This window comes from Shewanella sp. 1CM18E, from assembly GCF_023161665.1.
In the GTDB taxonomy this organism is placed as follows: Bacteria; Pseudomonadota; Gammaproteobacteria; order Enterobacterales; family Shewanellaceae; genus Shewanella.
Genome location: NZ_JALNTW010000012.1, coordinates 120,846 through 133,013, shown reverse-complemented (window position 1 = coordinate 133,013; position 12,168 = coordinate 120,846). Strand labels below are relative to the sequence as shown.

Annotated in this window: 9 protein-coding genes; 6 read left to right on the top strand and 3 right to left on the bottom strand. The window is 43.7% G+C overall.

Translation table 11 applies throughout. The features are described 5' to 3' along the window. Positions 1–435: 435 nt before the first annotated feature. A complete protein-coding gene (locus MSG37_RS15515; protein ID WP_248471558.1) occupies positions 436–1,710 on the top strand; it encodes a CinA family nicotinamide mononucleotide deamidase-related protein in 1,275 nt (424 codons plus the stop codon). Between the two features lie 84 nt (positions 1,711–1,794). Here MSG37_RS15515 and MSG37_RS15510 read toward each other — a convergent pair whose 3' ends face one another. From MSG37_RS15510 to argE, 3 genes are all read right to left on the bottom strand, one after another. After that, a complete protein-coding gene (locus MSG37_RS15510; protein ID WP_248471557.1) occupies positions 1,795–2,340 on the bottom strand; it encodes a DUF1439 domain-containing protein in 546 nt (181 codons plus the stop codon). Beyond that, positions 2,340–4,976: a phosphoenolpyruvate carboxylase gene (gene ppc, locus MSG37_RS15505; protein ID WP_248471556.1), complete on the bottom strand. Its 2,637-nt coding sequence runs from the start codon at positions 4,974–4,976 to the stop codon at positions 2,340–2,342. The genes MSG37_RS15510 and ppc overlap by 1 nt, the downstream gene beginning before the upstream one ends. A 168-nt stretch (positions 4,977–5,144) precedes the next feature. Continuing rightward, positions 5,145–6,296: an acetylornithine deacetylase gene (argE, locus tag MSG37_RS15500; protein WP_248471555.1), complete on the bottom strand. Its 1,152-nt coding sequence runs from the start codon at positions 6,294–6,296 to the stop codon at positions 5,145–5,147. A 276-nt stretch (positions 6,297–6,572) separates the two neighbouring features. On the opposite strand from argE, the gene argC reads away from it, so the two are divergent. From argC to argH, 5 genes are all read left to right on the top strand, one after another. Beyond that, positions 6,573–7,565 (top strand): N-acetyl-gamma-glutamyl-phosphate reductase, encoded by a 993-nt coding sequence (gene argC / locus MSG37_RS15495; protein ID WP_248471554.1) that lies wholly within the window; start codon positions 6,573–6,575, stop codon positions 7,563–7,565. A 15-nt stretch (positions 7,566–7,580) separates the two neighbouring features. After that, entirely contained in the window at positions 7,581–8,375 is a 795-nt protein-coding gene (gene argB / locus MSG37_RS15490) for an acetylglutamate kinase (RefSeq protein WP_248471553.1), read from the top strand. A 12-nt stretch (positions 8,376–8,387) separates the two neighbouring features. Continuing rightward, entirely contained in the window at positions 8,388–9,293 is a 906-nt protein-coding gene (locus MSG37_RS15485; protein WP_248471552.1) for an ornithine carbamoyltransferase, read from the top strand. Positions 9,294–9,358: 65 nt separating this feature from the next. Then, the gene (locus tag MSG37_RS15480; protein WP_248471551.1) at positions 9,359–10,597 is read left to right on the top strand and encodes an argininosuccinate synthase; all 1,239 of its coding nucleotides are present in this window, start codon (positions 9,359–9,361) and stop codon (positions 10,595–10,597) included. 110 nt (positions 10,598–10,707) lie between these two features. Then, on the top strand, positions 10,708–12,075 hold the full coding sequence (argH, locus tag MSG37_RS15475) for an argininosuccinate lyase (RefSeq protein WP_248471550.1): 1,368 nt from the start codon (positions 10,708–10,710) through the stop codon (positions 12,073–12,075). Positions 12,076–12,168 lie beyond the last annotated feature (93 nt).

The window sequence follows — 12,168 nt, the reverse complement described above, 5'->3', positions numbered from 1 at the left end:
AACTCAGAAGTGAAACGCAATATCGCCGATGGTAGTGTGGGGTCTCCCCATGTGAGAGTAGGTCATTTCCAGGCGCCAAATACGAGAAAGCCCGCTACGATGTAGCGGGCTTTTTTACGTCTGTAATTTAATGTTTTGACTCAAGCAGCAGCGAATATTTTCCGTTTTATTGGCTTTATCTTGCTCGACTTGATGACGTAGGTTATTTCTGAAGAGCAAATTAGTGAAATTTATCGTTTGCTTCGCCTAATATTTCTACTAGATACTTATTTATCTAACCTATTGAGCCTGAAACTTAGTGTCTTCGTACTATCTCTTTTCATACAATTACGGTATTTAATCATAATTGGTTATTGCTATTGATGCAGAGCTTGCATAGTTTAGCTGCATCACACCCCTTTAAAGTTTAAAACGAATTCGGGTAAGGAACACCAAATGAAACTAGAAATGATTTGTACCGGCGAAGAAGTATTAGCAGGACAAATAGTTGATACTAATGCTGCTTGGTTTGCTAGCACTATGATGGAGCACGGGATCGAATGTCAGCGCCGTGTGACTGTTGGGGATCGTCTAGAAGATCTGGTTAGCGTGTTCGAAGAACGTAGCCATCATGCCGATATCATTTTAGTGAACGGCGGCCTTGGACCAACAAGTGACGACCTATCAACTGAAGCAATGGCCATAACTAAAGGTGAAGTGTTAGTTGAAAATAGCGTTTGGCGTGACCGTCTAGAGGATTGGTTTACGCGTAATGGACGAGTGATGGCGGAGAGTAATCTAAAACAAGCGCTATTACCGGCATCTGCGTTGATGATTGATAATCCTGTTGGTACAGCATGTGGTTTTGCAGTTAAGCATAATCGGGCTTGGTTTTTCTTTACCCCAGGTGTTCCATTTGAATTTAAGCAAATGGTTGTTGAGCAATTTATTCCCTTTGTTAAACAGCATTTTGATATTACTGGTGATGTTGCACTTAGAAAGTACTTAACTCTTGGTCAAGGTGAGTCAGCACTTGCAGATGAATTAGAAAAAATAGAGTTACCAGCAGGGATGACTCTCGGCTATCGCACGTCAATGCCGCATATTGAAATTAAACTTTTTGCGCGCGGTAAAACGGTTATTGGTCAGCTAGATAAAGTTGAAGCGCAAATACGCTTTTTACTGGGAAATGCCTTAGTTGCAGATGAGAAGAAAAGCTTAGCAGAAGAGATCCATAGTCTTATGGTAGGCACAGGGCTAACTATTAGCATTGCAGAGTCTTGTACTGGCGGCATGATAGCAAGTCAGCTAATCGATTTTCCTGGGAGTTCTTCTTACTTAGATCATGGTCTTGTCACTTATAGTAATGAGTCTAAAGTTAAGGTTTTGGGCGTAAAAGCTGAAACCTTAGATGACCATGGTGCGGTGTCGATTGCGACAGTAGAGGAAATGGCAAAAGGCGTAAGGGCTATTCTTGATAGTGATTATGCGTTAGCGACTAGCGGAATTGCTGGGCCGGGCGGTGGAACAGATGAAAAGCCCGTTGGAACAGTTGCTCTTGCTCTTGCCACAAAAGGCGGCGTGTATAGCCAGATGATTAAGCTACCGAGACGATCACGGGATCTAGTGCGTAGTTTAAGCACAGCTGTGGCATTTGATATGTTACGTCGAGAACTATTGGGTGAGGCTGTTATTGTTGACTATGGCTCAATTGGCCGCTTTAAAAAGTAGCGGCTAATCCTTATACTTATTGATATTAGGAATAAAAAAGCAGGATCATCTGATCCTGCTTTTAGTGTTAACCCTCAATAGAGGTTATTCCTCGTCAAAGACTAAAACCAGCTTACCGGGTTTAACCTCGATTCGTTTAGTCATATCAGCTACTAATGCTTGTTTAGACTCTTTCATATCAACTACATATACTGGCTGTGTTTCAAGAAATTGAGTCAGGAACCCCATTAATTGAGGCGCGATAGAACCAATTGCTTTTTCGATATCTTTTGGCTTGGACTCAACCTTTACTAATTGTAGGTTTCGCAAATAAACGCTGTGATTAGTCGCATCATACCAAGGCTCTGCTTCAAACTGGGTGACCAGATCAGCATTAATTGGCAGCATAGGATTACGTACTCTAACGACAGTTACTGCAGATACGCCCATAGTGTCGGGCTTATCACCTAAGGTAACTTTGATGTCATTAACTCGTAAGTCTATGCCAAAAATTTGGTTGCCTTGCTTTATCTCAAAATGCATTTCATCATTGAGATAACCTTCTAGCTCTTTTTCTGTGATGCTGTATTGACTGACACAGCCAGTCAATAGCAGTACAGCGCTTGCAAACGCTACTTTTAATAACTTCATTAACCTGTATTTCTCATTCCTGCTGCAACACCTGCAATAGTTAGCATTAGTGCTAGTTCAACGTTTTGAGAAGATTGCTCTTCTCTGCGCGTTCTTGCAAGTAATTCTGCTTGTAGGAAGTTTAATGGATCAATATATGGGTTTCTTAGTTCTACTGATTCACGATTCCACGGTGTATGCGCCATTAAGCTTTCAGCTTGAGTAAGCTCGAGCACAGCTTCAATACCTGTGGCTAAACGCTCTCGCAATTGTACACCTAGATGATGTAGCTCTTTTTTGACTAAGCTTGTTTCATAGAACTTAGATAAGTTTGGTTCTGCTTTAGCATAGACCATCTCTAGCATTGAGATGCGAGTTTTAAAGAATGGCCACTGTTTTTCCATTTCTTGTAATAGAGGTAAATCACCTCTGTCTGTTGCCATCTTAAGTGCTTCACCGGCGCCTAACCATGCAGGTAGCATTAAGCGGTTTTGTGACCAAGCAAAAATCCATGGAATAGCACGTAAGCTTTCAATGCCGCCATCGACACGACGCTTAGCTGGTCGGCTACCAAGCGGAAGTTTACCTAACTCGACTTCAGGGGTTGCGGCGCGGAAGTAAGACACAAAATCTGGTTCTTCACGCACCATTGCACGATACGCTAGCACTGAATCATCAGCAAGACGTTCCATACATTCTCGCCACTCAGGCTTTGGCTCTGGTGGTGGTAGTAAAGTTGCTTCCATTACCGCTGAGGTGTATAGCGCTAAGCTTTGAACTGCAAGTTTTGGTAAACCAAACTTAAAGCGGATCATCTCGCCCTGCTCGGTTACACGGATACGACCATCCACTGAACCAGGAGGTTGAGATAAAATAGCTTCGTGAGCTGGTCCGCCGCCGCGGCCAATTGTGCCGCCACGACCGTGGAATAGGGTTAGGTTGATGTTGGCTTCTTTGCTGATTGCGACTAATTTTTCTTGTGCGCTATATTGTGCCCAAGCCGCAGCCATTACACCGGCGTCTTTAGCCGAGTCAGAATAGCCAATCATCACTTCTTGAGTGCCCTTGGTGTAACCTCGATACCAATCAATGTTAAACAGTGCAGACATACAATCGGATGCGTTATTTAAATCGTCTAAGGTTTCAAATAACGGCACAACACGGATTGGGTGCGGGCAACCAGCTTCTTTTAGCAATAGTAAAACTGCTAATACATCAGAAGGCTTGCTAGCCATAGAGATCACATACGAGCCCATTGCCCTTGCAGGTTGCTTGGCAACTAAACGGCAAGTTTTAACGACTTCTTCCACTTCTGCAGAAGCTTGCCAATTCGCTGGAATTAACGGGCGCTTGCTTGAGAGTTCACGTAATAAGAAAGACTGTTTCTCAGACTCATCCCAATGAGAATAATCACCCATACCTAAGTAGCGAGTTAGTTCGGCAATTACATCTGCATGACGCTCAGCATCTTGGCGAACATCAAGTCTTAGCATATGAATACCAAAACACGCGATACGACGCAGCATATCTAGCAGTAAGCCATTAGCAATTAAGCTCATGCCTTGGTCGCATAAGCTTTTGTAGAGCATCATTAACGGATCTTTTAGATCGCTTTCATACCAAATAATATCTTTTGGATTAACGTCTGGTTGCTGACCTTCAAGCTTGGCATTTAGATAATCGATTGTCGCTCTAAGTTTTTTACGCAAGTCTCTAAGCACGTCACGGTATGGTTCACAGCTATTGTTGGTGTACGCAAGCAACTCGTCATTCGCACCCTCCATTGATAGCTCGTTAACCAGCAACACTACATCTTTCAAATAAAGACGTGCGGCGGTATGCCTATTACGATCTAAAACTTCTTGAGTTACAACAGAGGTAACAAATGGGTTACCGTCTCTGTCGCCACCCATCCAGCTTGAGAACCTTACTGGCGCGATATCGATAGGCAGTTGCGTGTTTGTACGTTCTTCAACTTGTTGGTTTAACTGGCGCAGAAAATCAGGAACGGCTTGCCATAATGAGGCTTCAATGGTGCTTAATCCCCAACGAGCCTCATCTACAGGAGTAGGACGCTCGTTACGGATCTCATTGGTATGCCAAATTTGCGCAATAAGCTGACGCAAACGCAAATGGTGCTGTTTTTTCTCTTGCTCGGTCAGTTGGGTGTTCTCGAGCGCAGTTAATGAGTCGATCACCGCTGAATATTTTTGGATAAGAGTACGGCGAGAGATCTCTGTAGGGTGAGCTGTCAGTACTAAATCGATATCGAGTGTTTTTAGGCAAGCGAGAACTTTTTCTTGGTCTATATTTCCGCCTAACATACGTCCTAGTAGCTGCTCGACTGGGTCGGGTACGCAGACTAATTCGTCACAGTTGCGACTAATCGTATGGAACTGCTCAGCGATGTTTGCCAAGTTCAAAAACTGGTTAAATGCTTTGGCAAAAGGCACTAGCTCATCGTCATTTAGAGATGACAATAACGTTAGCATCTCTTCACGAGCTGCATCATCACCTTGGCGTGAGCTTTTGGCAAGATGACGGATTTGTTCGATTTTTTCTAAAAATGATTCATCAAGATCGGTGCGAATTGTGTCACCTAAAATTTGCCCTAAGGTACCAACGTTTGACCTTAGCGAGGCATACATATCTACCATACATGCTCCATATCGGTAAGCTAGTCAATCACAATACCTAGCAGCGTTGAGCTAGGCAATGATCGAGATAAAAATATCACGCTTGATTGTGTTCCATATCACTTTTTAGGTATGACTGGGTTTGCACTGTTTGTGCTTTGTACTAAAAACGCTTTAAAAAGTAGCAATTTATTTTATACACGCATGATAAATTAGTTCTTTCAGTAGTGTTTTTGTGCGTGTGATGTAGGAAAGATCTAAGAACTCGTCAGGTTGGTGAGCTTGCTCGATGCTCCCAGGTCCTAGTACTAATGTTTGGCAGCCCAATTGACTGATGTAAGGGGCTTCGGTTGCATAGTTGACCACTTCAGGTTGAGCATCGCTTAGCTTGGCCACGAGCTGAGTCCAACTACCGTCCTTTTTATCTGCAAAGGGTTCTGAGCCCGGATACAGCGGCGCAATACTTATTGCACCTGGATACTGACTGCAGATCGGCTCTAAATAATTGGCAACCATAAGCTCTAGGTCGGCTAAAGCTAAACTAGGAATTGGTCGCAGATCAATATGAAGATCGCAGCAACCACAGATCCGATTCGCGGCATCGCCACCATGGACATGACCAAAGTTCATGGTTGGATATGGCACGCTAAAGGCATCTTCACGGTAATTATCAGCTAAGTGTTGCTTTAACCTGAGTAGCTGGCTTGTGACTTGATGCATAACCTCAATGGCATTTAAGCCTTTAGCAGGATCTGAAGAGTGACCACTGCGACCAGTCACTCTGATCCCTTGAGTCAAGTGTCCTTTATGCATATATACCGGTTTTAAGCTGGTGGGTTCACCGATAATTGCATAGTCCGGTGCAATAGATTTTGCAGCGGCAAACGCTTTTGCGCCATTCATGGTGGTTTCTTCATCTGCGCTGGCTAAAATATGTAATGGCCGCTGAAATTTATCCATCGGCAACTCTTTCAAAGCCTCTAGCACTAACGCAAAAAAACCTTTCATGTCGCAAGTGCCTAAGCCGTACCAACGATTATCTTTTTCAGTTAATAAAAATGGGTTTTGGCTCCAACGTCCTTCATCAAACGGCACTGTATCAGTGTGTCCAGCCAGTAGTAATCCACCTTGGCCTTGGCCAAATGAGGCTACTAAATTGTGCTTATTGCGAGTATTGGCAACAGGTACCGATTGGCACTGCATTCCTAAGTCCGTAAACCAAGTATGCAATAACTCAATAACGGCTTTATTACTCATATCCTGATCGGCTTCAAGTGCACTAATAGAGGGGGCGGCTATTAGCTGACTAAAACTACTTTTAATATCTGGAAGGGTTTTCATAAAAAAATACCTAAATATATATTCAAATATATTGCATAATTAATTTTGCGTGTTAGTCTATCAAACAGCTAAGGTAACTGCCACATATCAATGGCCTGTTTTATGAGAGTGTATATGTTTAATCTGGTTCAATTAATCGTCATGAAGCTAATTCATATCCAATTCCTGCGACGATAGTCTTGTCATTAATGGTGTTAAGCCAGGGCTTAAGTTGTGCCCATTCTTTTTTTCGTTATGTCATCTAATTTCAAAATTAAGGTTTTAAAGTCATAGACTATGAAAAATATAGCCATTATTGGCGCCAGTGGGTACACGGGCGCACAGATCACTTCTCTTATAAACGCCGAAGCGAATTTATCAATTCAAGGCCTTTATGTTTCTGAAAATAGCCTAGATAAAGGTAAGCCCTTATCTGAGCTCTACCCGATTTATAGTCATATATCGCTATGCTTAAATCCGCTTACTGATGATGCAAAGCACACTATAGTGGCAACCGCTGATGCAGTTGTGCTTGCCACAGATCATGCGGTGAGTTTGCATCTAGCTGCATGGTTCTATCAGCAAGGTGTAACCGTATTTGATTTAAGTGGCGCTTACAGGTTTCAAGACTTAGCACAATATCCTAAGTGGTATGGTTTTACTCATGAATATCCTCAAGCGTTGGCTGAGGCCGTGTATGGTTTGGCTGAGTGGAATGCTGACAACATTATCAATAGCAAGCTGATTGCGGTACCTGGTTGTTACCCTACTGCATCGTTAATGGCACTTAAGCCGATTGCTCACCTATTAACCGATACCTTTCCGGTAATTAATGCCGTTAGTGGTGTAACTGGCGCTGGCAGAAAAGCGCAATTGCAGACCAGCTTTTGTGAAGTCAGTTTGACCCCATACGGTGTACTTGGCCACAGACACCAACCTGAAATCGTTACCCAGTTAGGCCAAGAAGTTATTTTCACTCCACACTTAGGCAATTTTAAACGTGGGATTTTGGCGACAATCACTGTTCAGTTAAAGCCAGATACCAGCGCCAGTGATATTAGCCAAGCGTTTGAGTGTTACAGCGCTTCTGAGTTAGTCACAGTTAAGCAGAATCAATTTCCAAAAGTCGATGACGTGGTACTTACGCCTAATTGCCATATCGGTTGGAAGTACGATGAAGCGACAGGTTACTTAGTTATTGCGAGTGCAATCGACAACCTTATGAAAGGCGCAGCAAGCCAAGCGCTGCAATGCATAAAGATTCATTTTGATGCATTGCAAAATACCTAAGACGGGAAAATGACTATGCAAACACATTCTTTTGAGAAAAAGCCTGTCATGGTACTTAAAGTTGGCGGTGCATTGTTGCAATCAGACGTTGCAATGGCTGATTTGATGCAAACTGCCGCGACAATAATGGCTGGTGGTCAGTCGTTGATTATGGTTCATGGTGGTGGCTGCTTAGTGGATGAGCAACTACAAGCAAACGGTATGACATCTGAAAAGCTTGACGGCTTAAGAGTGACGCCGGTTGAACATATGCCAATTGTTGTAGGCGCACTAGCGGGAACCTCCAATAAGAAACTACAAGCTGCTGCCATTAAAGCGGGCATTACAAGCTTAGGTATGAGTTTAGGCGATGCAGGCATGATGACTGCAACGACTAAGGCACCAGAATTAGGCTTGGTCGGTGAAGTAAGCCCGAACGATGCGAGCTATTTAGAGTTTGTATTATCTAAAGGTTGGCTGCCGATTGTGAGCTCAATAGCAATTAGCGAACAAGGTGAAATGCTAAACGTTAATGCCGATCAAGCGGCTACTGCATTAGCTAAATTGGTTTCTGGCTCACTGGTTTTATTGTCGGATGTATCAGGTGTATTAGACGAGAAAGGTGAGCTTATCCCTAGCTTGAACCGCGCAGAGGTCACTGAGCTGACTAAAGCTGGCGTTATTGCCAAAGGCATGAAAGTCAAAGTCGAAGCAGCATTAGAGGTTGCTGAGTCTATGGGCCAAGCGGTACAGATTGCATCTTGGAGCCAAACTCAACAGTTAATCGCATTATGCCAGGGGAAAACCGTTGGCACACAGATCCAACCTTAGGAGAGTAATTTGATGCAACACTTATTATCAATTAAAGACTTAAGCCAACAAGAACTACTCGACTTATTAGCGTTGGCGGCAACCATTAAAGCCAATCCTGCAGAATATAAGCATGCGCTTGAGGGAAAAAGTGTGGTGATGTTATTTGAAAAGCCATCGCTACGTACTCGGGTCAGCTTCGATATTGGTATTAATAAGCTAGGCGGACATTGCTTGTACCTAGATCAGCAAAATGGCGCACTCGGTAAACGTGAGCCTGTATCTGATTTTGCGGCAAACATTTCATGCTGGGCAGATGCCATTGTTGCGAGAACTTTTTTACATTCAACTATCGAACAGTTAGCGGAGCACGGCACCGTGCCAGTTATAAACGCGTTATCAGATCTTTACCACCCATGCCAAGGCTTGGCGGATTTTCTAACGTTAACCGAACAATACGCTGACGTGAGCAAGGTGAAGCTTGCCTATGTAGGTGATGGCAACAACGTTACTCATTCATTGATGTTTGGTGCAGCAATTCTAGGTGCTCAACTGACGGTGATTTGCCCTCCAGGCCATTTTCCTGATGGCAAGGTTGTGTGTGAAGCGCAAGAGCTTGCTGCTAAGCATGGTGGCAAGCTGGTGTTGAGTTCAGATATTACGGCAATTGAAGGCCATGATGCTATCTATACCGATACTTGGATCTCTATGGGCGATACAGCCACAATGGATGAGATTGAAGCTAAATTTAAGCCTTACCAAGTTAATGCTGAGTTGATGCAAAAGGCTGGAGCAAAGCACTTTATGCATTGTTTGCCAGCTTATCGCGAAGTCGAAGTGACCGCAGAGATTGTTGATGGTGAGGGGTCACTCATCTTGCAACAAGCAGAAAACCGTATGCACGCCCAAAATGCAGTGCTAGTGACACTTTTAAGCTAATCCATAAAAACAATTATCAGTTTGCATAGGCTAACTGAAGACAAAACAAGCAGTAGGAAGAATAAATGTCTAACGTAAATTCAGTGGTAAATGCTTCATCAGAAGTAAAAAAAGTTGTTTTAGCGTATTCGGGCGGCTTGGATACATCGGCGATTATTCCATGGCTAAAAGAAACTTATAACGACTGTGAGATTGTGGCGTTTTGTGCCGATGTTGGCCAAGGTGAAGCTGAGCTTGAAGGCTTATATGAAAAAGCCATCGCCTCAGGCGCATCTGAATGCTATATCGTAGATCTAAAAGAAGAGCTGGTGGCTGATTATATTTACCCAACCATTGCTACAGGTGCAATCTACGAAGGGACTTACCTGTTAGGTACGTCAATGGCGAGACCTATTATTGCTAAAGCACAGGTAGAGGTTGCCCGTAAAGTTGGTGCCGATGCCGTTTGCCATGGTTGTACTGGTAAAGGTAATGACCAAGTGCGTTTTGAAGGCTGCTTTGCCGCACTAGCACCAGATCTAAAAGTGATTGCACCTTGGCGTGAATGGGAAATGGTAAGTCGTGAAGATCTACTCGATTACCTAGCTGAGCGTAATATTGCGACGTCTGCATCAGCGACTAAGATCTATAGCCGAGATGCTAACGCATGGCATATTTCTCACGAAGGCGGTGAGTTAGAGGATCCGTGGAATGAGCCGTCAAAAGGTGTTTGGACCATGACTGTCGCACCAGAAGATGCACCTAACGAGCCTGAATATGTATCGCTAGAGCTAGAGCAAGGTAAAGTCACCAAAGTTAACGGTGAAGCATTTACACCTTATCAAGCGCTGATGGTATTAAACGAAGTTGCCGGTGCCCACGGCGTAGGCAGAATCGATATTACTGAAAACAGACTTGTCGGCATGAAGTCTCGCGGTTGTTATGAAACTCCGGGTGGTACGGTAATGTTTGCAGCGCTGCGTGCAGTTGAAGAGCTAGTGCTTGATAAAACCAGCCGTCAATGGCGCGAGCAAGTGGGTGCACAAATGGCGCACCTTGTGTACGACGGTCGCTGGTTTACGCCTTTATGTGAATCACTACTTGGCGCTTCTAAACCTCTAGCTGATCTGATCAACGGTGAAGTGGTGGTTAAACTTTATAAAGGCCAAGCGAGCGTAGTGAAAAAGCGTTCACCTAATAGCTTGTACTCAGAAGAGTTTGCCACTTTTGGTGCTGATGATGTTTATAACCAAAAAGATGCAGAAGGCTTTATCCGTCTTTACTCGTTATCTAGCCGGATCAGAGCATTGCACCAGCAAAAGTAAGTGGATAGCCAATAAAAGTTAGTGAGCGCTAACACTATGCTGTTAGCGCCTTAAAAGCATAGCGTTAAGGGCGGTTAATACCGCCTTATTAGATTGTAGAGGAAGTCAAAATGGCATTATGGGGCGGCAGATTTAGCCAAGAAAGCAGTGCACTGTTTAAACTTTTTAACGACTCATTACCGGTAGACTTCCGCTTAATTGAGCAAGATATTATTGGCTCAATTGCATGGGCAAGCGCAATTACTCAAGTCGGTATTCTTACTGAGCAAGAGTGCAATGAATTGCACCAAGCGTTGAATGAGTTACTCGGTGAAACCATTGATAACCCGCAGCTGATTATTGCTTCGGGTGCAGAAGATATTCATAGCTTTGTAGAGCAATCTTTAATTGCCAAAGTGGGAGACTTAGGTAAAAAACTCCATACCGGGCGTTCGCGTAACGATCAAGTTGCTACTGATCTTAAGCTGTGGTGCAAAAAAGAGGGTGGTCAGCTACTTGGGTTACTCACCAAGCTAAGAGCAGCATTAATTGAGCTCGCGGAACGTGAGCTGGATGCAGTGATGCCGGGCTATACTCATTTGCAAAGAGCGCAACCTGTTGTATTTGGACATTGGTGCTTAGCTTATGTGGAAATGTTTGAGCGTGATATTAGCCGTCTACAAGATGCTTTAAAACGCGCTGATACTTGTCCACTAGGTACCGGGGCTCTGGCTGGTACGGCGTATCCGATGGATAGAGTTAAGCTTGCTCAGTCATTAGGTTTTGCCGCACCGACATTAAATAGCTTAGATACAGTTTCAGATAGAGATCATGTCATTGAGCTTTGTAGCGATGCTTCAATTAGCATGATGCATCTTAGCCGTATGGCTGAAGATCTGATTTTCTTTAATAGCGGTGAAGCTGGATTTATTGATCTTGATGATCAAGTCACTTCAGGTTCCTCATTGATGCCGCAAAAGAAAAACCCTGATGCACTTGAACTAATCAGAGGTAAAACAGGCCGTGTTTATGGCAGTTTAATGGGTATTCTAACCACCATGAAAGCTTTGCCACTGGCGTATAACAAAGATATGCAAGAAGACAAAGAAGGCTTGTTCGATGTAATGGATAGCTGGTCGATTTGTCTTGAAATGGCGGCGTTAGTGTTAACTGGCTTGACTGTTAATCGTGAGAAAACCTTAAGTGCTGCAAAGCAAGGTTACGCAAACTCAACGGAATTAGCGGATTATTTGGTAGCTAAAGGTATGCCGTTTAGAGAAGCACATCATGTTGTTGGTGAGGCGGTTGTTAGTGCGATTGCTAAGCAAACGCCTTTGGAGGACTTAAGCTTAGAAGAGCTGCAAGCATTTAGTCCTGTAATTGGCGCTGACGTTTATGAGTGTTTAACCATTGAGTCATGCCTTGCTAAGCGTGAAGCACTAGGCGGTACATCGCTACCTCAGGTAAAGAGTGCGCTAGCAGTTAAGCAACAGGGCTAGCTTCTCAAGACGAATTGCCACTATCAGTAACAATAAAAATGCGGTTATAGCTCAGGCTATAACCGCATTTTTTATAAACGAGTCAATATTACA